This window comes from Prauserella sp. PE36, from assembly GCF_003311655.1.
In the GTDB taxonomy this organism is placed as follows: domain Bacteria; phylum Actinomycetota; class Actinomycetes; order Mycobacteriales; family Pseudonocardiaceae; genus Prauserella_A; species Prauserella_A endophytica.
This window is the reverse complement of record NZ_QEQT01000084.1, coordinates 17,385-39,313: the sequence shown is the minus strand read 5'-3', so window position 1 is coordinate 39,313 and position 21,929 is coordinate 17,385. Positions and strand designations below refer to the sequence as shown.

Sequence of the window (21,929 nt, the reverse complement as noted above, 5' to 3'; positions counted from 1 at the left end):
AGGGACGCTGCGTTGCCCGCACCACGCCATCGACCGGGGCTCTCCGCCGTGCGACCACGACGGAGAGCCCCATGACGACGGCGCCGAACGCGCCGGTTCCGAGACCCGACCGCACCCAGCGCCGATCGGCGGTACTGCTGGTCATGTGCCTGGTGCAGTTCGTCGTGCTCGTCAACGCGATGTTCATGATCGTCACGCTGCCGGCGATCCAGCACGACCTGCGGTTCGAGGACGACAGCCTCACCTGGGTCGTCAACGCCTACACACTGCCACTGGGCGGTTTCCTGCTGCTCGGCGGCCGCAGCGCCGACCTGTTCGGGCGCAAGCGGGTTTTCGTGACGGGGCTGGCGTTGTTCTCGGCGGCCTCGGCGCTGTGCGGTCTCTCCACGACGCAGACCGGGTTGCTCGCCTTCCGCGCGCTGCAGGGGCTCGGCGCCGCGCTGCTGGCCCCGGCCGCGCTGTCGATACTCACCACGACGTTCTCCGACGGGCCCGAGCGGCGCAAGGCGCTCGCGGTGTGGAGCGCGGTGAACGCGGGCTCGAGCGGCGTCGGCCTGCTGCTCGGCGGCGTCCTCACCGCGACGGTGTCCTGGCCGTTCATCTTCCTGCTCAACGGGATCGTCGGGGCGACCATCCTGCTCGTCTCCTCGCGGATCGTCCCGGAGTCGCGGGTCCCGGGGGTCGGCGGCTTCGATCTCGGTGGCGCCGTCACGGTCACCGCGGGCATGCTCGCACTGGTCTACACCGTGCTGCGTGGGCGGCAGCACGGGTGGGACGACCCGGTCACCCTCGGCGCCTGTGCCGCCGCGATCCTGTCGCTGGCGGCCTTCGTGCTGATCCAGCGGATCCGGCGCGCACCGCTCGTGCGCCTGGACGTCTTCCGGTCGCGGACGCTGACCGCCGCCAACGCGACCATGTTCCTCGTCGCGGGTGCGCCGGCGACCGTGTTCTACCTGCTCACCATCCACCTGCAGGAGGCGCTGGACTACAGCCCGCTGACGACCGCGTTCGCACTGCTGCCCGCCGCCGCGACGGTCGCGCTCGGTTCCCTGCTCGCCCCGCGTCTGCTGCCGCGCCACGACCCGAGGGTCGTGCTCGTGGTCGCGCTCGCCTTGGTGGCCCTCGGCGTGACACTGCTGGCGAGGGTGGGGCCGGGCAGCGACTACCTCAGCGAGGTGCTGCCCGCGCTGTGCACGATGTTCCTCGGCTGCAGCTGCGCGATCCTCACGCTGTTCATGCTCGCGACGACGCGGCTACCCGAGTCCGACGCCGGGCTGGCCTCCGGGCTGATCAACACGACCCTTCAGGTGGGCAGCGGCCTGTGGCTCGCGGTGCTGTCCTCCCTGGCGGCGCTGCGCTCCGGCCTCACACCGGGCGGCTACACCGTGGCGCTGTGGGGCGTTGCCCTGCTGGCGGCGTCGGCGGCGCTCGTGGTGCTGGTCCTGCTGCGGCGCAGGCACGTCTCGGCCGCCGACCTCTCCGAAGCGGACCGTCATGGCTGAGGCGTCAGCGCACCAGCCGGGCCGGGGTTCTCGCGAGGGCCGCGATGTCGCCGGCGAACTCGGCCCCGGACCGCTGTGCCGAAGGCGTCGCCGCCGTCGCGTAGTCGGCCCATGCCTTGACGCGGCAGCGGGACACCGCGCCGTCCTCGCCCTCGACCGTGAGCCGGACGATCGGCGCGTCCACCCCCTGCGTGATGAGCGGCCCTCTGGTCAGGACCTTGTGCCAGCGCAGGCCGTCCTCGGTGTAGACCACACCCGGCGCGAAGTCCCGTCCCAGCATCGGCATCGACCTCCTCGTCCGGCGTCACGGCGCGGGCGGTCTTCCAGAGGAGAGCCACACCGGACCGCGTTTTGTTGTATGAAACTACGACTTTGCTTTTCGCGCAACCCTTGTTGGCCTCTCGAGCCAAGCGACGAATCTTGGTGAGTGAGACCGACGGACTCAGGATCGCTCTCCGCCCGCGCGATGGCCATGCTGCGAGCCGCCGGGCCTGCTGGGTCAGCGCGTCCCGGTGCGAATCACCGAGGCAGGACGCATCCCGCCTGCGCTACCCGGCTCGGCCACCCGACCGCGAGTCCCCCGCTCGCACGGCCGCCGGGAACGCGCAACTCGGCGTCGGGAGCGGGGGACTCGGCGTCCGGAGCGGGGGACTCGCGGCCGGGACGGTCGCCGGGCCGCGTATGCCCGTACGATGGCCGGATGCCGCAGGTTGCCCGCACCGACGTCGAAGGAGCCCTCGCGGCGTTTCCAGCCGTCACCGAGCCCCGGAACGGCAAGCGGGCGGCCGCCGTCGCCATCACCCTCGTTGAGCGGGACGGCACGCAGGGCATCTGGATCACCAGGCGTGTGCCCACCCTGCGCGCACACGCCGGGCAGTGGGCACTGCCGGGCGGCAGGCTCGACGACGGCGAGGACGCGGAGGCCGCCGCGCTGCGCGAGCTGCACGAGGAGCTGGGCGTCGAACTGGGCCGGGACCGGGTGCTCGGCAGGCTCGACGACTACGTGACGCGCTCCGGCTACGTGATCGCGCCCGTCGTCGTGTGGGCGGGCTCCGAGCCGCCGGTACGGCCCAACCCGGCCGAGGTCGCCAGGCTCGTCTTCCTGCCGCTGGCCGACCTCGACGTGGAACCCCGGTTCGTCCGCATCCCCGAGTCCGAGCGCCCCGTGATCCAGCTGCCCGTGCTCGACACGCTCCTGCACGCCCCGACCGGCGCCGTGCTCCACCAGTTCCGGGAAGTCGTGCTACACGGGCGGCCCACCCGCGTCGGCGGCTTCGAACAGCCGGTGTTCGCCTGGCGCTGACGCCGGGAGGACGTCACCGGGCCAGGCCAAAGCACTGCCGCCCTGGCGGCGCATCTGCGAGGCTGGGGCCATGACCGATCGGAACGTGCTCGGCGGGAACCTGGAGCCCTGCGGCACCGACCCGCTCACCGGTTTCTACCGCGACGGGTGTTGCAACACCGGGCCCGACGACCTGGGCAACCACACCGTCTGCGCGGTCGTCTCGGCGGAGTTCCTCGCGCACCAGAAGGCGACGGGCAACGACCTCGTCACTCCCCGCCCCGAATACGGCTTCCGGGGGCTCACCCCAGGCGACCGCTGGTGTGTGTGCGCCGCGCGGTGGCTCGAGTCCTACCACGAGGGGCACGCGCCACCCGTCGTGCTGGCCTCCACACATGAGCGGGCGATCGAGGTGATCCCCCTCGACGCGCTGCAGGAGCACGCCGTCGACGTACCGGCCGACCCCAGCGGGCTGTTGTGACGGAGCCGGCGCCCGGGGTCGCCGTATCTGCCGCGCCCGCGGCCTCGTCGTGCTCACGGGAATGGCCGCGCGCCCGCACCGCCACGCCACGCAGGCCCCTCTCCAGGGCGAAGTCAGGCGGACACGATCATGATGAGGTTGCCGCACGTGTCGTCGAAGACGGCGCTGTTCACCTCGCCCGTCAGCGTCGGCTCGCCCTGGAACCGCACCCCGAGTGCGGACAGGCGCTCGTACTCCTCGTGCACGTCGTCGACCGTGAACGTGGTCCACGGGATGCCCGCGTCGTAGAGGGCCTGCTTGTACACCTGCGCGGCGGGCCTGCCATCGATCACCACGGCGGGGTTGGCGTCCGGTTCGAGGAGCAGTTCGACGTCGTCGGGGCCGTCGGGCGAGATCACGGTGAGCCACTTCGCCCCGCCGGCGGGGAACTCGTTCTTCTTCACGAAGCCCAGCACGCCGGTGTAGAAGGCCAGGGCCTTGTCCTGGTCGTCGACGAGCACGCTGGTGAGGCTGATCTTCACGACGGTTCCTTCCCAGGGGCCTTGTCCGGGTTCGGGTACGGATGCACGGCGACCACGATGCGGTGGTCGCGCCCGCCGGGCGCGGCCTCGTCGTGGTACTTCGACACGAGGCCCGCGACGGCGGTGGCGAGCTCGTCGGCGAACGCGGCCCGCTCGGCGGCGGAGGCGAAGCGCACCTTGCCGTCGACGGCGAAGGTGGCCAAGCGCTTGCGCGCCTGCCTGGCGCCGGTGATCAGCTCGCCCATCTCGCGCACCATGCGCGACGCGAGCGCCAGCAGCCAGCGGGCCGAAAGGCGGTCCGGCGAGTCGTCGGGGTCCGGCTGCACGTCACCGAGGACGTTCGGCGAGATCACGTACGACGACGCCGTCGCCCGCAGCACCCGCTCGTTGACGTTGCCCTTGCGGCGTTCCTCGACCAGCTCCACGAGCCCGTGCCGCTCCAGCGTGCGCAGGTGGTAGTTCACCTTCTGCCGGGGCAGGCCGATCCGCTGCGCCAGTGAGCTTGCGGAGCCGGGCTCGGCCAGCTCGGCGAGCAGCCGGGCCCGCACCGGGTCGAGGGAGACCTCGGCCGCACCCGGATCGTCGATCACCGCGACTTCGTACATGCGCCCACCGTGTCACCGACAATAAGTCTTGTCAAGACACGCTCAGTTGTCGGCTCCCTCTCGTTTGGCCGCCAGCGCGTGAAGCACCAGGGCGGCCTGTCGCGTGTGCACGGTGCCTGCTCCCGCGGCATGGAGACTCTCGGCCAGTTCCTCGGCGCCCAGCAGCACGAGGCCTGCGGGCGAGTCGGTGATGAGCTTGCCGATACGCGTGGTCAGCCTGCCGCGCGGGCTCGGCACCATGATCGCGAGCCTGCCGCCCGGCGTGAGCACCCTGACCAGCTCGGCCACGACGTCGAGCGGGCGAGGGATCAGCTGCAGCACGGCCAGGCACGTGACCGCGGCGAACGTGCCGTCGTGGAACGGCAGCCGCGTCGCGTCGGCGCGCAGGAACCCGACGTTCGGCGCACCGTGGTCACGCACCGCGCGCTCCAGCATGGACTCCGAGATGTCCACACCGAGGGCCAATCCACGCGGCCCCACGGCACGGCCCAGTTCCGCCGTGATGTCACCAGGGCCGGAGCCGACGTCGAGGGTGAGCCCGCCGTCGGGCACCCGCAGCACCGACATGGGTGGGCGCAGCGAGAGGAAGACCTTGCGGGTGAGCCGTTGCGCGGTGTCGTAGACCGCGGCGCCCGCGGTTGACTCCCACGCCGCCTGGATCGGGCCCGGCGGCTCGCGGTCCACCGGACCGAGCAGGTCGAGGTACCCGCGAGTGGTGTCGGGCACGGCCGGCGCCTCCTTCAGGAGCGGCAGCGTGCGGCTGATGGCTTCCGGCGGTACGTGCTCCAGGCGATCCATGCCAGCAGACAGTAACGTCGGGGGCATGGCCGAGCACAGCGAGGAGAGGCGAGCATGATCGAACGAGAGGCCAAGTTCGAACTGGACCTGGACCTGCCGGTGCCGCGCCTCGACGGTGTGGGCCCGGTGGCCAGGCAGGGCGATCCCGTGAAGTCGGTGCTCGAGGCGACCTACTACGACGCGCGGGACTACCGCCTGCTCGGCTCCGGCGTCACCCTGCGCAGGCGCACCGGCGGAAGCGACGCGGGCTGGCACCTCAAGCTTCCGCGCCCGGACGGGCACCGCGAGGAGGTGGCCGAGCCGCTCGGCGGCCCGGCGGGCGCGGTGCCGCCGTCGCTGGCCGAGCGCGTGCGCGACCGGCTCGGCGACGAGACGCTCGTGCCGGTCGCGCGCATCACCACCACGCGGTACTCCTACTCGCTCCTCGACGCCGACGACCGTCCACTCGCGACCCTCGTGGACGACCACGTGACGGCGGAGGCCGCGGGCACGGGCACGGGCCTGGACAGCTGGCGGGAGCTGGAGGTCGAGCTGGCCGACTCCGCCGAGGAGAGCCTGCTCGGGCTGGTCACCGAGGCGCTGACGAAGGTGGGCGTGCGCCCGTCGCGGTGGCCGTCGAAGCTGCGCCGCGTGCTGGGCGACCGGCTACCGCCCGGCTGACAGGAACTCCGTCAGGGCACCGGTGAGCCGCGCGGGCGCGTCCTCCTGCGCGAGGTGCCCCGCGCCGTCGAGCAGGGTGAGCCGTGCGCCGGGGATCCGGGAGGCCAGATCCTTGCCGCGTTCGAGGGGCAGCCACGAGTCGGCCGTGCCCCAGCACACGAGCACGGGCAGGTCCAGCTCGCCAAGACGCGGTTCGATCTCGTCGGTGTAGCGCTGGTCGGCCTGCGCGATCTGCCGGTAGAACGCCGCTTGCCCTTCCTCGCCGAGCCACGGCTCGACCAGCGCGTCCAGCGTCGCGGGGTGCAGGCCGGGGCCGCTGGCCGTGCCCACGTACTCGCGCACGAGCGCCCGGTGCAGGTTGGGCGGCAACCGCTCGAAGACCGGCGCGTTCCCGGCGACGAGCCGGAAGAACGGCGAGCCCCACGGGGCCAGCGCCACCACGTCGACGAGCGCGAGCCGGGCGTAGGCGGCGCCGTGCAGCAGCCGCGCCCGCAGTGACACGGCACCGCCGAAGTCGTGCGCGACCACGGACGGCTCGCCGAGGTCCCAGTGTTCCAGCAGGGCGGCGAAGATCTCCGCCTGCGCGCGCAGCGAGACGTCCTGACCCGCGCGCATGTCGGAGCGCCCGTAGCCCAGCATGTCCCACACGTAGACCTCGTGGTGCGCGGCGAGCGCGCGGCCGACGTCGCGCCAGACGTAGGACGAGAACGGCGTGCCGTGCAGCAGCACCACCGGCGGCCCCTCGCCGAACCGCGCCCAGCGCACCGTGCCGCCCGGTGTCTCGTGCCGCTCCGGCAGTTCCCATCCGGCCATGGCTCCCCCTTGGGTCGGTTACCGCCTCAGCCGCTATGACGGTAACATCACCGGCATGGTCCACGCACGCTCCGGTGCGCCGGGGGAGCTGGGCGCGCTCGAGAACCTCTGCAACTCGGCGCGCCTGCTCCGCACGGAGGACGCACTGATCACCCCCGCCAGCACCGCGGTCTGGCTGCGTGAGCACGGGCTGGAACTCGGGGAGCCGAACCGCGAGGAGCACGAGCTGCTCCTCGCGTTCAGGGAGACCGTGCGCGACCACCTCGCCCGCGCCGATCCGGCCGCGAGCGCCGCGGCGCTGAACCGCTTCGCCGAGTCCACTGTGGCCGGTGTCCGGTGGTCGGACTCCGGTGAACCCGAGGTGCCGCCGAAGAAACCGGGCGGCGTCGAGGGCTATGTCGCATCGCTGCTGGGAATTCTGTTCACGGCGGGGCTGCTGGGCGAGCTGGAGCGGCTGAAGGTGTGCCGCAACCCGGACTGCCGCTACGTGTTCTACGACCGCTCCCCCGGCCGCAACAGCGTGTGGTGCAGCATGGACCTCTGCGGTGCCCGGCACAAGATGCGGACCTACCGCTCACGGCACGCGCGCCCCTGAGCCACCCAGCCGCAGTGAAGGCCACCTTCACTGCGTTGGTCAAACACAGCGGCGCGTCAGCGTCTCCGATTGGGCGGTGGTGGGCGACGGGTGGGCGCAGGCATGGTGGCCTTCACTGCGTTGAACGCAGGCATGGTGGCCTTCGCTGCGTTGAACGCAGGCATGGTGGCCTTCACTGCGGGCCGGCAGCGGGTCACACGTGGCTGGGTTCCCGTGGCTTCGCCGGGGACGACCTCGCCAGGAATACGCCGATCAGCACCAGCACGGCACCGCCGAGGGTGTTCCAGCCGATACCCTCGCCGAGCAGGGCCACGCCGATCGCCGTCGACCACAGCGGGGTCACGTAGGTGACGGTCGAGGCGACCGTGGGCCCCGCCGTGCGGATCACCCTGAGATTGAGCACGTAGGCGACGCCCGTCGCCCCCGCGCCGAGCACCACGAGCGCGAGCGCGGGACCCGCACCCGGCCACACCGGCGCGCCCTCGGCGAGGGGCGTGACGAGCAGCAGCTGCGCCGTGGCGGCACCGATCTGGGTCGCCGACAGCACCGTCGCCGACTCGTGCCGCTGCGAGAAGAACCTTCTGGTGTAGGCGAAACCGGCGCCGTAGCACGTTGTGGCCGCCACGCACGCGAGGCTGCCCGCGAGCACCCCGCCGCTCGCGCCCTGCCACACGCCCAGCAGCACGAGCACCCCGGCGAACCCGGTGAGCAGGCCGGCGACCCGCGCGGGCGTGGGCCGCTCCGATGACACCAGGGCGAGCGCGAACAGCAGCGTCGTCAGCGGAGTCGTCGCGTTGATCACCCCGGCGAGCACCGAGCTGACGTGCGTCTGACCGTACGCGACGAGCGTGAACGGCACCGCGTTGAGCAGCGCTGCGACCACGGCGGCGTGGCCCCAGGTCCGGGGGTCCCTCGGCAGCGGTGTGCGCAGCACGGCGCACAGCACGAGCAGGGTGAGGGCGCCGAACAGGCACCGCCAGAACGCCACCCAAAGCGGCGCGACGCCCGCGTCCACCGCGATCTTGATCAGCGAGAAGCTCGCGCCCCACATGGCCGAGACCAGCACGAAGCCCGGCAGCCAACGGATCATGTCCCCACCTTCCCCTCTCACCGGCCACGGGTCCGGCGATTTCCGGTCACGACCTTGCCCGCGGGGCGATAATGAGTCCAACAAGTTGTTCCGCCATGACTATGAGAGTTGCTCATGAGCCTGAACCTGGCGCAGCTACGCGCGTTCGTCGCGGTGGCCGATGAGGGTGGCTTCGGTGCGGCGGCGGGCGCGCTGGGGGTCAGCCAGTCCGCGGTCTCGCACGCGGTGGCGGCGCTCGAGAAGGCCGTCGGCCTCCCGGTGCTGTCCCGTGACCGCAGGCCGAGGCCGACGGCGTTCGGAGAGGACATCCTCGTGCACGCGAGGGCGGCGCTCTCGGCGGCGACCGCGATCACCACGCTCGCCGCCGAGCACACGGGGTCGGCGAAGGGCACTGTTCGCCTCGCCGCGCCGCCGAGTGTGTGCCAGGGGCTGCTGCGCGCGTTGCTGGAGCACTGGGCCGCCGAGCTCCCGCACATCTCGGTGCAGCTGTTCGAGGGCGAGGACGACGAGGTGGCCGAATGGCTGGGCAACGGCACGGCCGACGCCGCCGTGCTGGTGGACCCGGAGCGCGACACCGGAACCGTGGTCGGCGAGGACGTCTTCCACGCTGTGGTGCGCCGGGATCACCCGCTCGCCGGCGAGGCCGCGATCTCGGTGGCCGACCTCGCCGACGACCCGCTGCTGCTCTCGGCGGGCGGCTGCGAGCCGCACGTCCGGCGGCTCTTCCGCGCGGCGGGCACTCCGCTCAGGGCGACCCACCACGTGCGCGAGCTGGGGACGCTGCTGGCGATGGTGACGCACGGCGTTGGCGTGTCGGTGGCGCCGGGGCTGGTCTCCGCGTTGCTCGGCCGTGAGCTCGTGCTCGTGCCGCTGCGGGAGACGGTCGGCCGCCGCCTGGTGCTGACCGGACCGCAGCACCAGCCCTGGCAGCCCGCGACCACCGCGCTGGTCGCGTCGGCCCGCCGCCGAACTCGGTGACTAGATCGATTCAGTGGACGCGGGCGCCCGCCGCGATGCCCGCCTCGCTGACGGCGGCGATCGCCTCGCCCAGATCGGGGTAGACCGGCAGCGAGCGGTCGAGCCCCGTCACGGACAGCGGACGCAGCACCGGCTGGCGTCCCGTCAACGCCCACGGGAGCGCGCGCCGCCCCGCCGCGGTCGACAGCCGCACCAGCAGCGACAACCCCGCCGCGCCGAAGAAACTGGTCTCGGTCAGGTCGAGCACCAGGGAGCGCGCCACCCCCAACTGCTCGTCGACACAGTCGCGCAACGCGGGCACGGCGATGATGTCGACCTCGCCCGCGACGTGCGTCACCACGAGCCCGGCCCGGCCGGGCTCGACTCTGATGTCGATGGTCCTGACGTCATCCACTGGGTCGCCGCCTTCCGGTTGCTCGCGGTCTCGCGGAGAGCCGGCTGGGACACGGGTTGCTACAGCTCAACCACCTCCTGCGACCGTACGCGCACCGCGCGTCGGCACGCAAGACCGGTCACCGTTCGTGAATCGTCCATTATGGACTGTTTTGCGCTCGCCGCGGTCCGGGTAACCGGCGGTCGCCACGAAGCGAGTGAAGGAGCTGACGATGTCCGAACCGCGTGCGGAGGGGCCCGCCCTGGTGTGGGCGGGCGAGAGCGGCGCACCCGTCGTGCTCGTCCTGGACCCGTTGGGAGAGGCCAAACACGAGGAGATCCCGCCCACGTGGAACGAGATCGCGGGTGACCGGCACGTCTGCTGGTGCCGGCTGCCCGTTGCGGGAGGGCTCACCGAAGCCGAGGAGCTGATGGCGGATCCCGACGCGCTCGGCTCGCCGGTCGACATCGTGGTGAGCGGGCCGAACGCCTTCGATGGCCTCGACATGGCCGCGCGGCACACCGGCACGGTGCGATCCGTACTCCTCGTCGACCCGGAATCCCACAGCCTCCACGACGGCGAAGACCGAATGTCCACACGGAGGAGTGAACTCGAGGGCGCCGGGATCACGGTCACCGTCGTCGCGCGCACCTTCGAGGGCGACCGCGACCGGATCGGACCGCCGCTGCCGCTGGGACATCCCGACGTCGTGCAGGAAGTTCACAGCACGCTGACCGCATTGGACGCCACAAGCCGTGGCGGTGTGTGACCCGCAGCGGAGCGGGGTAGCCGTTCCCGTGACGTCCGAGCAGCAGCCTCAGCCGGAGGTGCCGGAGCAAGGACGCGGTTACGAGGACGTGGCGCCCCTTCTGACGGAGCTCGCCGCGCTCCCGAGGGAGGATCCTCGGCACACTGCCTTGCGCGAGGAGGTCATCACCCGGTGCCTTCCGCTGGCCGAGCACATCGCTCGCCGGTTCTCCGGCCGCGGCGAGTCCCGCGACGACCTCCTACAGGTGGCCAGGCTCGGGCTGCTCAACGCGATCGACCGGTTCGACACGAGCCGGGGCACGGAGTTCGTCGCGTTCGCCGTGCCGACGATCATGGGCGAGGTGCGCAGGCACTTCCGCGACGCGAGCTGGGCCGTGCGCGTGCCACGCAGGCTGAAGGAACTGCACCTCGCGCTCAGCCAGACCAGCGGCAGGCTCGCCCAGCGGCTCGGCAGGGCGCCGACGCCGAGCGAGCTCGCCGCCGAGCTGGATCTCGACCCCGAGGACGTCTGGGAGGGACTGCTCGCGGGCAACGCCTACCAGTCGGTGTCGATGGACGCGGCACACAACGAGGACGGCACCCTGCCACTGGCGGAGACGGTCGGCGAGGACGACGCCGAGCTGGAGCACGTGGAGTACCACGAGTCCCTGCAACCGCTGCTGGCGCAGCTGCCCGAGCGCGAGCGGCGCGTTCTGATCCTGCGCTTCTACGGCAACATGACCCAGACCCAGATCGCCGAGCGCGTCGGCATCTCGCAGATGCACGTCTCCCGGCTCCTGGCGCGCACGCTCGCGTTTCTGCGGGCCAGGCTCACGGAATAGCCCGTTTGGCCGTCCGGCACGGAGGGTACTAGCGAGAGCATGGTGAGCATCGGCTACGCCTCGGCCTGCGACGAGTTCCGGCCGCACGAGCTCGTGGACCGGGCGAGGCAGGCCGAACAGGCGGGGCTCGAGCGCCGGTGGATCTCCGAGAGCCACCGGCCGTTCGTCCGGTCGGTGATCGGAGCCCACTCTCAGCCGACCTCCCTGCCCGTCACCACAGCCGCGGCCTGTTCGCCGATCCGCGCCCACCCCGCCGTGATCGCGCAGGCCACGGCGACGGCCGCCGTGCAGTGCCACGGTGGGTTCACCCCGGACCCCGACACCGCCGGAGCGCGCCGACCCCCACGCGACCGGCAGTCGGTGGTCAGCGAGTCGGTGGATCTCATCAGGGCGCTGCACGACGGCGAGGAAGTGCTCGTGTCGATCAGCATGAGCGCGCTGAGCCCCGAGGGGGCCAGGCCCGCCGGGACGAAGGCCCGCGGCCTGTGCACCGTCGTGCCCGGCATCGGCGCGGGCCACGACGAGAACGTGCCCCCGAACGTGCCCCTGGACTGACATGGCCGACACCGAGTCCGAGATCGCCCTGCTCGTCGACGGCGTGCGCCGCTCGCTGACGGTCGACAACCGCGTGACGCTGCTCGACGCGCTGCGCGATCGGCTCGGCGTCACCTCGCCCAAGAAGGGCTGCGACCACGGTCAGTGCGGCGCGTGCACGGTGCTGCTCGATGGGCGGCGGGTGACCACGTGCCTCACGTTCGCGGTCGCCTGCGACGGCGCGGAGGTCACCACGAGCGCGGGCCTCGCCACCGACGGGCGGCTGCATCCGCTGCACCAGGCGTTCCTCGACCACGACGGCTTCCAGTGCGGCTACTGCACTCCCGGCCAGATCTGCTCGGCCGCGGGCCTGCTCGACGAGGCCGGGGCCGGCTGGCCGAGCGCGGTCACCGCCGACGTGCGCACCGCACCCGCGCTCAACGAGGAGGAGATCCGCGAGCGGATGAGCGGCAACCTGTGCCGGTGCGGCGCCTACGTCAACATCGTCGCCGCGATCTCCGAGGTGGCCGCGAAGGGGGAGCCCGCGCCGTGATCCCCTTCGACTATCGCCGGGCCGACGACGTGGCCAGCGCCGTCGCCACGGTGACGGGCAACCCCCGGGCCGCGTTCCTCGGCGGCGGCACCAACCTCGTCGACCACATGAAGCTCGGAATCGCCGAGCCGGAGCTGCTGGTCGACGTCACCGGGCTGCCGCTGGACCGCGTCGAGGAGCTGCCGGACGGCGGCCTGCGGATCGGGACGAACGTGCGCAACAGCGACCTCGCCGCCCACCCGCTCGTGCGCGAGCGGTACCCGGTGCTGGCGCAGGCCGTGCTCGCGGGCGCGTCCGGGCAGCTGCGCAACCTCGCGACCACCGGCGGGAACCTGTTGCAGCGCACGCGATGCGTGTACTTCCAGGACGTCACCACGCCGTGCAACAAGCGCACCCCCGGTGAGGGCTGCGCCGCACTGCACGGCTACACGCGTTACCACGCCGTGCTCGGCGCCTCACCGCACTGCGTGGCCGTGCACCCCTCCGACCTGGCCGTGGCGCTGACCGCCCTCGACGCGGTGGTGCGGGTGCGCAGGGCCGACGGCGAGCGCACCGTGCGCGCGTCCGCGCTGCACCGCCTTCCCGGCGCCCACGCCGAACGGGACACCGTGCTCGAGCACGGGGAGCTGATCACCGCCGTCGACCTGCCCCCGCTGCGGTTCGCGGCGAACTCGCGGTACCGCAAGGCCAGGGACCGCGCGTCGTACGCCTTCGCGCTCGTGTCGGTGGCCGCGGCACTCGACGTCGCCGACGGCAGGGTCCGCGACGTGCGGCTCGCGCTCGGCGGTGTGGCCCACAAGCCGTGGCACGCCACGCTCGCCGAGCACGCGATGCGAGGCGGACCGGCCACTGTGGACGCCTTCCAGGCCGCGGCCGATGCCGAGCTCGCGGAGGCGGAACCGTTGCCGGACAACGGGTTCAAGCTCAAGCTCGCCCGCAACATGATCGTGTCGGCACTTCGCGGGCTGGCCGGGGAGGACGCGCCGTGACGGGACTGCTGCGACCACGGTCGATCGGCGCGAACCGGCAGCGGGTGGACGGGCCCGCGAAGGTCACCGGCACCGCCCCGTACGCCTACGAGCATCCCGTGCCGAACCCCGCGTACCTCCATCCCGTCCAGGCGACCATCGCGCGCGGCGACATCACGGACATGCGCACCGACGAGGCCGTCGGGCTCGATGGCGTGCTGGCCGTGCTCACCCCCTTCGACGCGCCGAGGCTGGAGACCGGGCAGGACGCCGAGCTGGAGATCCTCCAGTCCCCCGAGGTGCACTTCCGGGGCCAGCTGATCGGTGCCGTGGTGGCCGAGACACCCGAGATCGCCAGGCAGGCGGCCGGCCTGGTGCGGGTGAGCTACGCGCGGCGGGACCACGACGTGTCGCTGTCGGCCGACCGTTCCGATCTCTATCGTCCCGACGAGGTCAACGCGGGCGGCGAGACGGACACCCGGCAGGGCGATCCGGACGGCGCGTTCGCCGGTGCGGCCAGGGCCGTCGACGCGACCTACACCACGCCGATGTACCACAACAACCCCATGGAGCCGCACACGACGGTCGCGTCGTGGGACTCGACGGGGCTCACGATCTACGACTCGACGCAGGGCGTGCACACGATGCGGCAGGTGGTCGCCTCGACGTTCGGCATCGAGGAGAGCGACATCCGGGTGGTCGCGCCGTACGTGGGCGGCGGGTTCGGCTCGAAGGGCACGCCGCACGCCAACATCGTGCTCACCGTGCTCGCGGCCAAGCGCATGGCCGGCAGACCGGTGAAGTACGCGCTCACGCGGCAGCAGATGTTCTCGTTCGTCGGCTACCGGACGCCGACCATCCAGCGGGTCCTGCTCGGCGCCGACGAACACGGCAGGCTCGTCTCGCTCAGCAACCACGTCGTCGAGCAGACCTCGCGGATCAAGGAGTACGCCGAGCAGAGCTGCGAGCCGGCCAGGAAAATGTACGCCGCGCCGAACCGCGGGACCAGCCACCGCCTCGCGCCGCTCGACGTGCCGGTGCCGTCGTGGATGCGCGCGCCCGGGGAGTGCCCCGGCATGTTCGCGCCCGAGGTCGCGATGGACGAGCTGGCACAGGCCTGCGACCTGGACCCGATCGAGCTGCGCGTGCGCAACGAACCCGAGACCGACCCCGCCTCGGGGCTGCCGTTCTCCAGCCGCAACCTCGTCGCCTGCCTGCGCGAGGGCGCGCGCCGCTTCGGCTGGGCCGGGCGGCCCGCCCTGGCGCGCTCGACGCTGGAGGGCGGCTGGTGGGTCGGCACGGGCGTGGCGAGCTCGGCCTACCCGGTGCACCAGTCGCCAGGGTCTTCGACGGCCACCGTCCGGTTCACCGCGGACCGGCGCTACGAGGTGCGCATCGGTGCGGTCGACATCGGCACCGGCGCGTGGACGGCCCTGACCCAGATCGCGGCCGACGCGCTCGACGTGCCGTTCGAGGACGTCGACCTGCGCATCGGCGACACCGGCCTGCCGGCCGCGGCCGTGGCGGGCGGGTCGTCGGGGATCACGAACTGGGGCTGGGCGATCGTCGAGGCCGCGAGAGCGTTCCGCGAGAAGTTCGGCGCCGGCCCGAGTCCTGGCGACGAACGGACGGCGACGCAGCCGGAGAACCCGCACACCGAGCGGTTCGCCATGAGCGCCTACGGCGCGCAGTTCGCCGAGGTCCGGGTCAACACCGACACCGGTGAGGTCAGGGTCCCGCGGCTGCTCGGCGTGTTCGCGGCCGGGCGGATCGTCAACCCCCGCACCGCGCGCTCGCAGCTCGTCGGCGGGATGACGATGGGGCTGTCGATGGCGCTGCACGAGGCGAGCGTGACCGACGAGCGGTTCGGCTTCGTCGTGAACCACGACCTCGCCGAGTACCACATCGCTACGTGCGCGGACGTGCGGTCGGTCGAGGCGCACTGGCTCGACGAGCACGATCCGCACGTCAATCCCATGGGCACCAAGGGGATCGGGGAGATCGGCATCGTCGGCACGGCGGCCGCCATCGCCAACGCCGCCTACCACGCGACGGGTGTGCGGGTGCGGGACCTGCCGATCACTGCCGACAAGTTCCTGTGAGCACAGTGAGTCGAGGAGGGGTTCGTTCGTGAGCCAGCCAGCACAGAGCCAGCAGCCGCCGGGCGAGACGGGGCCGATGGAGCCCCGTCCGCGCGACGAGATGACCGACTACGTCGGCCGCGATCTGCTCAAGGGAAGGCGGGCACTGATCACCGGCGGTGACTCCGGGATCGGGCGCGCCGTGGCCGTGGCCTTCGCGAAGGAGGGCGCGGACGTGGCGATCGCCTACCTGAGCGAGGACGCCGACGCCGAGCACACGAAGAAGCTCGTCGAGGAGCAGGGCAGGCGGTGTGTGCTGCTGCGCGGAGATCTCGCCGAGGCCCGGCAGTGCACCCGCGTGGTCGAGGAGACCGTGCGGGAGCTGGGCGGGCTCGACCTGCTCGTCAACAACGTCGCGACGCAGCGGGAGCTGGAGTCGGTCGACGAGCTGACCGACGAACAGTGGACGCACACGTTCGACGTCAACATGCACAGCTACTTCCGGGTCACCGCGGCGGCGCTGAAGCACCTGCCGGAGGGCAGCGCGATCGTCAACACGGGCTCGGTGAACGGCTTGCGCGGCAACAAGAAGCTCATCGACTACTCGGCGACGAAGGGCGCCATCCACGCGTGGACGATGGCGATGGCGCAGGCGCTCGCGCCACGCGGGATCCGGATCAACTGCGTCGCACCGGGTCCGGTGTGGACACCGCTCATCCCGTCGACGATGTCGGAGGAGCACGTCGAGAAGTTCGGAGGGAACGTCCCGCTCGGGCGCCCGGCCGACCCGGACGAGCTGGCGCCGTCGTTCGTCTTCCTGGCGGCCGAGCGGCTGTCGTCGTACTACACCGGCGAGGTCATCGCCGCGCTCGGTGGCGAGACCACGCCGGGCTGACGGAAGGAGGAACCCATGGCGGATCAGCGGACGGACGAGCTGTGGACCGAGTTCCACCGGGTCGTCAACATGACGTCGCGGGAGCTGGCGGAATGGCTGCGCACGGAGGCGGCGTCGCCGGTGGACGAGGAACTGCCGGACCATGCGGGCCCGCACCTGGGCCAGCGGGTGCTGGAGATACTGGGCAAGCGCAAGACGGACCTGGACACCGACGACCGCAAGGTGATGCAGAAGGTGGTCGACAAGGTCCACGCCCAGCGCCGCGACGACCTGGAACCGACGGCGGGCCAGGCCCACTGGAGGCACAGGCTGATGTCACTGGGCCACGACCCGCTCAAGCCGGTCTAGCCGCACCAAGGGTCGCCTCCGGGCGGGGACGGCGATTAGCCTCGCGGCATGGCGACTCTCGTTACCTTTCACGCCCACCCCGACGACGAGTGCATCGGTTGCGGCGGCATCATGCGCAAGGCCCACGAGGAGGGGCACCGGGTCGTGCTCGTCGTGGCCACCCGGGGTGAGCACGGCGAGGTGCCCGACGGGTTCCTCACCGACGGCGAGCCGCTGTGGGAACGCCGTGTCGCCGAGACCCACGCCTCCGCCGGCATCCTCGGAGCCCAGCGCGTCGAGTTCCTCGGCTACGTCGACTCCGGGATGATGGGCACGCCCACCAACGACGCGCCCGGCTCGTTCTGGACGACCCCCGTCGAGGACGCCGCCCAGAAGCTCGCCGCCATTCTGCGCGAGGAGTCCGCCGACGTGCTCACCTGCTACGACGACAACGGCGGCTACGGCCATCCCGACCACATCATGGTCCACCGCGTCGGCATGCGCGCCGCCGAGCTGGCCGGCACCCCGCGCGTCTACCAGGGCACCATCAATCGCGACCACATGCTGCGCGGCAGGCAGGCGCTGGCGAACGTTCCCGAGCTCGCCGGGACCGACATGCAAGAGCCGGACGAGAACTTCGGCAAACCGGAGTCGGTCATCACCGCCGCCGTGGACGTCACCCCCTACCTCGAGCACAAGCGGCACGCCATGCGCGCGCACGCGAGCCAGATCAGCGAGCAGTCGTTCTTCCTCGCCATGCCCGACGAGGCGTTCGCCTACGCCTTTGGCACCGAGTGGTTCATCCGCGAAGGACAGGGCCCCGGCATCACCGAGACCGACCTCCTCGCGGGGCTGTGACCACCGACGATCCCATGCTGCACGCCGCCGCCATGTCCGCCGAGCGCGCGATCCCGCTGTTCGTGCTCGACCGCGCCATGACCGGCGGACGGTTCAACAACCGACTCACGGCGCCGGGGCGCCGACCGGGTTCGGGAAGGGCACGACCTCGGTGGCGAGCGTGCGCGCCGCGGGCCGCAGGAACGCCGCAAGCGCCGTCAGTTCCGTCCCCGGCACCACCCCGTACGGCGGCGCGGCGAGCGCGTCGGTGCGCCGCTCGATGTGCTCACGCAGCGCGCCGCCGCTCTCGCTCAGCGACCCCGCCCCGGTGAGCAGTCCGCGCTCGCGCAGCCGCTCGGCGGCCTCGGCCCATTCCTGCTCCGTCCAGCCGCGGGCGGGCTCGGTGACAGCCCTGCTGCCGTCGGCGGCGTCACGCAGCACGTGGGCCTCCACGCCGTCGATGCCCTCCGAGACGAGCACGGCGACGTGGCCGTCGCCCCGGTGTTCCCGCAGGGTCGTCGCGGCCTGCCAGAGCGCGGCGAGGGGCTCGTCGGGCCAGTCGAGCGCGGCGTTGGCGGCGGCCAGCGGCCGGCCGGACCACGAAACGGCGCCGACGATCCGGTGCAGCACCTCCACGGCCACGGCGAGCCGGGAGTCCTGGCGCAGCGACGGGACGTACGCGTCGAGCGCGGCGACGGCGCCCTCGCTACGCGCGGCAAGCGCCTGCGCCGGGGTGGCCATCTCCCACACGGCGGGGATGGAGCGGGCGAGGAAGGACGGCGCGAAGTTGTGGAAGGCAGCCGTCACCGTGCCGAGGCCCGGCACACCCAGCGGGGCGGCCCGCATCGCGACGTAGCCACGCCAGAACCCGCGCAGGCCCACGGCCTCGTGCGCGGCCCGCGCCTGAGGAGCGAAGTACGTGACGTCGTGCACCGGCTCCAGCAGGATCCACAGCGAACGGGCGGCTTCGGGGCTCACCGGCTCAGTATGCCGGAGCCACGAGCGCCGGCCGTGGGATCATGGCCACGTGCCGAGCACCTCCGAACGCCGCCTGATCGACCCGCCGAGGGTGGAGGCCGCCTTGGCCGGGCTCGGCGACCGCGAGACCGTGCAGGAGTGGGCAGGCCGGTTCTCCGTGCTGGCCGATCCCTCACGGCTGACGCTGCTCGTGTGCATCCACTACGCGCGGGAGATCTGCGTGTCCGATCTCGCCGTGGCCGCCGGCATGAGCGACACGGCGGTCTCCCAGGCGCTGCGGCTGCTGCGCGCGCACGGTCTGGTGACCGCGCACCGCAGCGGGAGGGTCGTCTACTACCGCCTTGCCGACGAGACGCTGCACGAGCTGATCCACCACGTGCGGCCGCACACGACGACGGAATAGCCTCACGCATTGTGTGGCCTCGGCCACAGTTCTACCGTTGAGGCATGAGGCCACGAGTTCTCCTCGCCGGCGTCGGGAACGTGCTGCTCGGCGACGACGGTTTCGGCGTCGAAGTGGTCCAACGGCTCGAGGGCACGGTGCTGCCGAGCTGGGTGCAGATCGCGGACTATGGCATCGGCTGCGGGCGGCTCGACCGCCTGCTCGGCGGGTACGACACCACGATCCTCATCGACGCGACACCGCGCGGGGGCCGCCCCGGCGAGGTGTACGTGATGGAGGCGGAGCTCGACGAGCACCCGTCGTGCATCCCGGCGCTGCTCGACCCGCACGGCATCCGGCCGGAGGGCGCGCTGCGGCTGCTGCAGGTGCTCGGCGGAGACGCGGGCCGGGTGCTCGTGGTGGGCTGCGAGCCGATCAAGCGGACAGGCATCGGGCTCAGCTCCCCCGTGACGGCCGCGGTGGCCGAGGCCGTGCGGGTGGTCACCGACCTCGTGTGGGGCACGGACCCGCGCCGCCCGGTGACCTCAGTCGAGCCGGAAACCCCACGGCAGCTCGAGGCGATGGGCGGCGAGTAGGTCCCGGTCGGCGAGCAGATCGCGCGTGGGCCGGTCGGCCACCACCACGCCGCGGTCGATCAGCACACTGCGCGGGCACAGCTGCAACGCGTACGGCAGGTCGTGGCTGACCATCAGCATCGTGCGGCCCAGCCCGAGCAACAGCTCGGCGAGTTCCCTGCGCGCCACGGGCTCGAGGTTCGACGACGGCTCGTCGAGCACGAGGATGTCGGGGTCGCACGCGAGCACGGTGGCGAGCGCGACGCGACGCCGTTGGCCGCCGGAGAGGTGCATCGGCGAGCGGTCGGCGTGCGCTTCCATGCCCACAGCGGAGAGCGCCTCGCGCACGCGCGCGGGGACGTCCGCCTCGGGCACCCCGAAGTTGCGCGGCCCGAACGCGACGTCCTCGGCGACGGTGGGCATGAACAGCTGGTCGTCGGGGTCCTGGAAGACCACGCCGACGCGGCGCCGGATCTCCTTGAGCGTGCGCTTGCGCACGGGCACGCCCGCCACCTCCACCTGCCCGCGCGTGCCGGTCAGCACGCCGTTGAGGTGCAGCACGAGCGTCGTCTTGCCCGCGCCGTTGGGGCCGAGCACGGCGACGCGCTCCCCCGGCTCGACGCGCAGGTCGACGCCCGCGAGCGCGCGATGCCCGTCGGGGTAGCTGAACTCGAGGTCCTTGACCAGAAGCGCGGCGGTCACGTCGTCCACAGTGCCGTCCCGCACACGAGCGCGGTCACCAGGGCCGGGGTGACGCCGGCGAGCCAGCGCCACGGGCCCGCTCCCGGCGAGGGCGGCACCGGCATGGCACCCGTCCAGCCGCGGGCGAGCATCGCGAGGTGCACGCGCTCGCCGCGTTCGTAGCTGCGCAGGAACAGCACGCCGATGCCGCGGGCCGTGGCGGCGGCCTGCCACAGGAAACGGGGGTCGTGTCCCCGGCAGACGCGGGCGGTGCGCATGCGCCGCGCCTCGGCGGCGATCACCTCGGCGTAACGCAGCATCAGGCTCGCGATGGTGGTGAGCAGCCGGGGCGCGCGCAGCCGTTGCAGGCCGACGACGAGGTCGCGCGGATGGGTCGTTGCCGCCAGGGTCAGCGACACGAGCACGCCGAGGGTGCCCTTGGCGAGGATGTTCCACCCGGCGAGCGCGCCGTCGACCGACACGGACACCCCGAGCACGTCGGTGCGCGGCGCGCCGCCCGTGAACGGCAGCACGAACGCCAGCAGCACGAACGGCACCTCGATGAGCGCCCTGCGCGCGTACCAGCCGAGGGGCACGCGCACCACGGCCCACACGGCGAGCAGCACCACCAGGTGGAGGCCGAAGGCCCAGAACGCCTCGCGCGGCGTCGCGACGACGCACAGCACGGCCGCGAACGCGCCCACCACCTTCACCTCGGGTGGCAGCCGGTGCACCGGCGAGTCGCCGGGCCGGTGCAGCACCGTGGCGCTCACGGCCCTCGCGACGTGTCCCGGCCGGAGCGGGATCGCGTGCGCAGCGACCAGAACAGCCCGCCGGACACCACCAACGTCGCCAGCACCCCCAGTACGCCGGCGAGGCCGGTGAGCCCGTCGTCGCCGCCGACCGTGTAGTCGGCAAGCGGCGAGTCCGCGAGCGCGTGGTCCTCCGCGTGCGCGGCAGGACACGCGCCCTGAAGCCGCCCCTCGATCTCCGTGCAGCCCCGCGTGGTCACATGGTCGAGACCGTCGGGGTCGCCGTCGGCGAAGTACGACACCACCCCGGCCAGCACCAGCGCCACCACGGCGAACGCCGCGAAGAACCACGCTCCGCGCTTCGCCGCGCTCACCGGGCCACCTCCCTCGCCACCGGCGCCCCGCGCAGCAGATGCACCAGGTCCGGCCGCGCCGAGGCGACAGCACCCACCGTGAGGGCCGTGATGACGCCCTCCCCGACGCCGATCAGCACGTGCACGCCGAGCAGCGCGGCCGCGAACCCGCCGAGCGACACCGCGCCCTGCCCGCCGATGGCGTACTCCACGACGAATCCGCCCGCCGCGACCACGGTGTTCACGAGCGCCGCCGTGAACGCGACCGCGAGCAGCCCCGCCCTCGACCGCGTCGCGAACCGGCGCAGCGCCACCGCGACGAGATACCCGGCGGCGGTGCCGAGCAGCGCCATGTTCGTGATGTTCGCCCCGAGCGCGGTGAGCCCGCCGTCGGCGAACAGCAGCGCCTGCACCACGAGCACCACGCTCACGCACAGCGCGCCGGTCCACGGCCCGACCAGGATCGCGGCGAGTGCCCCGCCGAGCAGGTGACCGCTGACCCCGGGCAGCACGGGGAAGTTGAGCATCTGGACGGCGAAAACGAACGCCGCCACGAGCCCGGCGAGCGGCGCTGTGCGGTCGTCGAGCTCCCGCCGCGCCCTCACCGTCGCGACGGCGAGGCCGGAAACGGCGACAGCCCCGAACAACAGCGACGTCGGCGCGTCGAGCAGTCCGTCGCTGGCGTGCATCGCGAGCGTGCTCATCGACGCCTCCGGGGGTGCTCGC

General features: G+C 72.5%; 29 protein-coding genes. 17 read left to right on the top strand and 12 right to left on the bottom strand.

All coding sequences use genetic code 11. From position 1 onward, the window contains the following. Positions 1 to 71: 71 nt before the first annotated feature. Positions 72 to 1,502 carry an MFS transporter gene (locus tag DI005_RS23960; protein WP_113643612.1) on the top strand — a complete coding sequence of 477 codons (1,431 nt, stop codon included), beginning with the start codon at positions 72 to 74 and terminating at the stop codon, positions 1,500 to 1,502. A 4-nt stretch (positions 1,503 to 1,506) separates the two neighbouring features. Here DI005_RS23960 and DI005_RS23955 read toward each other — a convergent pair whose 3' ends face one another. Next, entirely contained in the window at positions 1,507 to 1,788 is a 282-nt protein-coding gene (locus DI005_RS23955) for a hypothetical protein (RefSeq protein ID WP_113643611.1), read from the bottom strand. Positions 1,789 to 2,202: 414 nt separating this feature from the next. On the opposite strand from DI005_RS23955, the gene DI005_RS23950 reads away from it, so the two are divergent. Both DI005_RS23950 and DI005_RS23945 read left to right on the top strand, forming a co-directional pair. Next, positions 2,203 to 2,805, top strand: coding sequence for a CoA pyrophosphatase (locus DI005_RS23950; protein ID WP_112272409.1), 603 nt, complete (start codon positions 2,203 to 2,205; stop codon positions 2,803 to 2,805). A 70-nt stretch (positions 2,806 to 2,875) separates the two neighbouring features. Further along, positions 2,876 to 3,265, top strand: coding sequence for a DUF2237 family protein (locus DI005_RS23945; RefSeq protein ID WP_113643610.1), 390 nt, complete (start codon positions 2,876 to 2,878; stop codon positions 3,263 to 3,265). A 113-nt stretch (positions 3,266 to 3,378) separates the two neighbouring features. Here DI005_RS23945 and DI005_RS23940 read toward each other — a convergent pair whose 3' ends face one another. From DI005_RS23940 to DI005_RS23930, 3 genes are read right to left on the bottom strand one after another with little or no spacing between them, the layout of a single operon-like run. After that, positions 3,379 to 3,786 carry a VOC family protein gene (locus tag DI005_RS23940; protein ID WP_112272413.1) on the bottom strand — a complete coding sequence of 136 codons (408 nt, stop codon included), beginning with the start codon at positions 3,784 to 3,786 and terminating at the stop codon, positions 3,379 to 3,381. After that, the gene (locus tag DI005_RS23935; protein WP_112272415.1) at positions 3,783 to 4,391 is read right to left on the bottom strand and encodes a helix-turn-helix domain-containing protein; all 609 of its coding nucleotides are present in this window, start codon (positions 4,389 to 4,391) and stop codon (positions 3,783 to 3,785) included. The genes DI005_RS23940 and DI005_RS23935 overlap by 4 nt, the downstream gene beginning before the upstream one ends. A 42-nt stretch (positions 4,392 to 4,433) precedes the next feature. Next, on the bottom strand, positions 4,434 to 5,189 hold the full coding sequence (locus DI005_RS23930) for a class I SAM-dependent methyltransferase (protein WP_112272417.1): 756 nt from the start codon (positions 5,187 to 5,189) through the stop codon (positions 4,434 to 4,436). A gap of 54 nt (positions 5,190 to 5,243) precedes the next feature. On the opposite strand from DI005_RS23930, the gene DI005_RS23925 reads away from it, so the two are divergent. Next, positions 5,244 to 5,849, top strand: coding sequence for a CYTH domain-containing protein (locus tag DI005_RS23925; RefSeq protein WP_113643609.1), 606 nt, complete (start codon positions 5,244 to 5,246; stop codon positions 5,847 to 5,849). On the opposite strand, the gene DI005_RS23920 is transcribed toward DI005_RS23925, so the two are convergent. Further along, the gene (locus DI005_RS23920; protein ID WP_113643608.1) at positions 5,835 to 6,662 is read right to left on the bottom strand and encodes an alpha/beta fold hydrolase; all 828 of its coding nucleotides are present in this window, start codon (positions 6,660 to 6,662) and stop codon (positions 5,835 to 5,837) included. The two genes, DI005_RS23925 and DI005_RS23920, sit on opposite strands and share 15 nt — an antisense overlap. A 55-nt stretch (positions 6,663 to 6,717) precedes the next feature. Here DI005_RS23920 and DI005_RS23915 point away from each other — a divergent pair, with 55 nt between their 5' ends. Next, entirely contained in the window at positions 6,718 to 7,257 is a 540-nt protein-coding gene (locus DI005_RS23915; protein ID WP_113643607.1) for a CGNR zinc finger domain-containing protein, read from the top strand. 193 nt (positions 7,258 to 7,450) lie between these two features. On the opposite strand, the gene DI005_RS23910 is transcribed toward DI005_RS23915, so the two are convergent. Further along, a complete protein-coding gene (locus DI005_RS23910) occupies positions 7,451 to 8,347 on the bottom strand; it encodes a DMT family transporter (RefSeq protein ID WP_112272425.1) in 897 nt (298 codons plus the stop codon). Positions 8,348 to 8,461: 114 nt separating this feature from the next. On the opposite strand from DI005_RS23910, the gene DI005_RS23905 reads away from it, so the two are divergent. Next, positions 8,462 to 9,325 (top strand): LysR family transcriptional regulator, encoded by an 864-nt coding sequence (locus tag DI005_RS23905; RefSeq protein WP_113643606.1) that lies wholly within the window; start codon positions 8,462 to 8,464, stop codon positions 9,323 to 9,325. Between the two features lie 10 nt (positions 9,326 to 9,335). Here DI005_RS23905 and DI005_RS23900 read toward each other — a convergent pair whose 3' ends face one another. Further along, entirely contained in the window at positions 9,336 to 9,719 is a 384-nt protein-coding gene (locus tag DI005_RS23900) for an STAS domain-containing protein (protein WP_112272429.1), read from the bottom strand. Positions 9,720 to 9,930: 211 nt separating this feature from the next. Here DI005_RS23900 and DI005_RS23895 point away from each other — a divergent pair, with 211 nt between their 5' ends. The 9 genes from DI005_RS23895 to DI005_RS23855 are packed head-to-tail and all read left to right on the top strand — an operon-like array spanning position 9,931 to position 17,503. Further along, on the top strand, positions 9,931 to 10,467 hold the full coding sequence (locus tag DI005_RS23895) for a hypothetical protein (RefSeq protein WP_112273184.1): 537 nt from the start codon (positions 9,931 to 9,933) through the stop codon (positions 10,465 to 10,467). A gap of 28 nt (positions 10,468 to 10,495) precedes the next feature. Continuing rightward, positions 10,496 to 11,287 (top strand): SigB/SigF/SigG family RNA polymerase sigma factor, encoded by a 792-nt coding sequence (locus DI005_RS23890; RefSeq protein ID WP_112272431.1) that lies wholly within the window; start codon positions 10,496 to 10,498, stop codon positions 11,285 to 11,287. A 39-nt stretch (positions 11,288 to 11,326) separates the two neighbouring features. Continuing rightward, positions 11,327 to 11,842: an LLM class flavin-dependent oxidoreductase gene (locus tag DI005_RS23885; RefSeq protein WP_113643605.1), complete on the top strand. Its 516-nt coding sequence runs from the start codon at positions 11,327 to 11,329 to the stop codon at positions 11,840 to 11,842. Between the two features lies 1 nt (position 11,843). After that, positions 11,844 to 12,374: a 2Fe-2S iron-sulfur cluster-binding protein gene (locus DI005_RS23880; RefSeq protein WP_113643604.1), complete on the top strand. Its 531-nt coding sequence runs from the start codon at positions 11,844 to 11,846 to the stop codon at positions 12,372 to 12,374. Then, positions 12,371 to 13,363 (top strand): xanthine dehydrogenase family protein subunit M, encoded by a 993-nt coding sequence (locus tag DI005_RS23875; protein WP_113643603.1) that lies wholly within the window; start codon positions 12,371 to 12,373, stop codon positions 13,361 to 13,363. The genes DI005_RS23880 and DI005_RS23875 overlap by 4 nt, the downstream gene beginning before the upstream one ends. After that, positions 13,360 to 15,444 (top strand): xanthine dehydrogenase family protein molybdopterin-binding subunit, encoded by a 2,085-nt coding sequence (locus tag DI005_RS23870; protein WP_113643602.1) that lies wholly within the window; start codon positions 13,360 to 13,362, stop codon positions 15,442 to 15,444. Before DI005_RS23875 ends, DI005_RS23870 begins: the two co-directional genes overlap by 4 nt. Positions 15,445 to 15,472: 28 nt before the next feature. Continuing rightward, positions 15,473 to 16,318: an SDR family oxidoreductase gene (locus DI005_RS23865; protein WP_112272441.1), complete on the top strand. Its 846-nt coding sequence runs from the start codon at positions 15,473 to 15,475 to the stop codon at positions 16,316 to 16,318. Between the two features lie 15 nt (positions 16,319 to 16,333). Then, complete coding sequence (locus DI005_RS23860) at positions 16,334 to 16,666, top strand: DUF3140 domain-containing protein (protein ID WP_112272443.1); 333 nt, start codon at positions 16,334 to 16,336, stop codon at positions 16,664 to 16,666. 48 nt (positions 16,667 to 16,714) lie between these two features. Then, entirely contained in the window at positions 16,715 to 17,503 is a 789-nt protein-coding gene (locus tag DI005_RS23855) for a PIG-L family deacetylase (protein WP_112272446.1), read from the top strand. A gap of 105 nt (positions 17,504 to 17,608) precedes the next feature. Here the strand turns inward: DI005_RS23855 and DI005_RS23850 are convergent, their stop codons facing one another. Continuing rightward, positions 17,609 to 18,460 (bottom strand): hypothetical protein, encoded by an 852-nt coding sequence (locus tag DI005_RS23850; RefSeq protein ID WP_113643601.1) that lies wholly within the window; start codon positions 18,458 to 18,460, stop codon positions 17,609 to 17,611. A gap of 49 nt (positions 18,461 to 18,509) precedes the next feature. On the opposite strand from DI005_RS23850, the gene DI005_RS23845 reads away from it, so the two are divergent. Both DI005_RS23845 and DI005_RS23840 read left to right on the top strand, forming a co-directional pair. Then, the gene (locus tag DI005_RS23845; RefSeq protein ID WP_112272450.1) at positions 18,510 to 18,863 is read left to right on the top strand and encodes a metalloregulator ArsR/SmtB family transcription factor; all 354 of its coding nucleotides are present in this window, start codon (positions 18,510 to 18,512) and stop codon (positions 18,861 to 18,863) included. A gap of 44 nt (positions 18,864 to 18,907) precedes the next feature. Continuing rightward, a complete protein-coding gene (locus DI005_RS23840; protein WP_112272452.1) occupies positions 18,908 to 19,438 on the top strand; it encodes a hydrogenase maturation protease in 531 nt (176 codons plus the stop codon). Here the strand turns inward: DI005_RS23840 and DI005_RS23835 are convergent. Genes DI005_RS23835 through DI005_RS23820 form a run of 4 tightly spaced genes read right to left on the bottom strand, consistent with a single transcriptional unit; the run spans position 19,388 to position 21,907 of the window. Then, positions 19,388 to 20,119: an energy-coupling factor ABC transporter ATP-binding protein gene (locus tag DI005_RS23835; RefSeq protein ID WP_113643625.1), complete on the bottom strand. Its 732-nt coding sequence runs from the start codon at positions 20,117 to 20,119 to the stop codon at positions 19,388 to 19,390. The two genes, DI005_RS23840 and DI005_RS23835, sit on opposite strands and share 51 nt — an antisense overlap. Next, entirely contained in the window at positions 20,116 to 20,871 is a 756-nt protein-coding gene (gene cbiQ / locus DI005_RS23830) for a cobalt ECF transporter T component CbiQ (protein ID WP_112272454.1), read from the bottom strand. The genes DI005_RS23835 and cbiQ overlap by 4 nt, the downstream gene beginning before the upstream one ends. Beyond that, on the bottom strand, positions 20,868 to 21,224 hold the full coding sequence (locus tag DI005_RS23825; protein ID WP_112272456.1) for a PDGLE domain-containing protein: 357 nt from the start codon (positions 21,222 to 21,224) through the stop codon (positions 20,868 to 20,870). The genes cbiQ and DI005_RS23825 overlap by 4 nt, the downstream gene beginning before the upstream one ends. Beyond that, positions 21,221 to 21,907 (bottom strand): energy-coupling factor ABC transporter permease, encoded by a 687-nt coding sequence (locus tag DI005_RS23820; protein ID WP_112272458.1) that lies wholly within the window; start codon positions 21,905 to 21,907, stop codon positions 21,221 to 21,223. The genes DI005_RS23825 and DI005_RS23820 overlap by 4 nt, the downstream gene beginning before the upstream one ends. Positions 21,908 to 21,929 lie beyond the last annotated feature (22 nt).

Bases quoted from the DNA above. Each gene is read 5' to 3' on its own strand.
- DI005_RS23960 (WP_113643612.1), top strand. From the start codon at position 72: ATGACGACGGCGCCGAACGCGCCGGTTCCGAGACCCGACCGCACCCAG.
- DI005_RS23955 (WP_113643611.1), bottom strand. From the start codon at position 1,788: ATGCCGATGCTGGGACGGGACTTCGCGCCGGGTGTGGTCTACACCGAG.
- DI005_RS23950 (WP_112272409.1), top strand. From the start codon at position 2,203: ATGCCGCAGGTTGCCCGCACCGACGTCGAAGGAGCCCTCGCGGCGTTT.
- DI005_RS23945 (WP_113643610.1), top strand. From the start codon at position 2,876: ATGACCGATCGGAACGTGCTCGGCGGGAACCTGGAGCCCTGCGGCACC.
- DI005_RS23935 (WP_112272415.1), bottom strand. From the start codon at position 4,391: ATGTACGAAGTCGCGGTGATCGACGATCCGGGTGCGGCCGAGGTCTCC.
- DI005_RS23930 (WP_112272417.1), bottom strand. From the start codon at position 5,189: ATGGATCGCCTGGAGCACGTACCGCCGGAAGCCATCAGCCGCACGCTG.
- DI005_RS23925 (WP_113643609.1), top strand. From the start codon at position 5,244: ATGATCGAACGAGAGGCCAAGTTCGAACTGGACCTGGACCTGCCGGTG.
- DI005_RS23920 (WP_113643608.1), bottom strand. From the start codon at position 6,662: ATGGCCGGATGGGAACTGCCGGAGCGGCACGAGACACCGGGCGGCACG.
- DI005_RS23915 (WP_113643607.1), top strand. From the start codon at position 6,718: ATGGTCCACGCACGCTCCGGTGCGCCGGGGGAGCTGGGCGCGCTCGAG.
- DI005_RS23910 (WP_112272425.1), bottom strand. From the start codon at position 8,347: ATGATCCGTTGGCTGCCGGGCTTCGTGCTGGTCTCGGCCATGTGGGGC.
- DI005_RS23905 (WP_113643606.1), top strand. From the start codon at position 8,462: ATGAGCCTGAACCTGGCGCAGCTACGCGCGTTCGTCGCGGTGGCCGAT.
- DI005_RS23895 (WP_112273184.1), top strand. From the start codon at position 9,931: ATGTCCGAACCGCGTGCGGAGGGGCCCGCCCTGGTGTGGGCGGGCGAG.
- DI005_RS23885 (WP_113643605.1), top strand. From the start codon at position 11,327: ATGGTGAGCATCGGCTACGCCTCGGCCTGCGACGAGTTCCGGCCGCAC.
- DI005_RS23880 (WP_113643604.1), top strand. From the start codon at position 11,844: ATGGCCGACACCGAGTCCGAGATCGCCCTGCTCGTCGACGGCGTGCGC.
- DI005_RS23860 (WP_112272443.1), top strand. From the start codon at position 16,334: ATGGCGGATCAGCGGACGGACGAGCTGTGGACCGAGTTCCACCGGGTC.
- DI005_RS23855 (WP_112272446.1), top strand. From the start codon at position 16,715: ATGGCGACTCTCGTTACCTTTCACGCCCACCCCGACGACGAGTGCATC.
- DI005_RS23840 (WP_112272452.1), top strand. From the start codon at position 18,908: ATGAGGCCACGAGTTCTCCTCGCCGGCGTCGGGAACGTGCTGCTCGGC.
- DI005_RS23820 (WP_112272458.1), bottom strand. From the start codon at position 21,907: ATGAGCACGCTCGCGATGCACGCCAGCGACGGACTGCTCGACGCGCCG.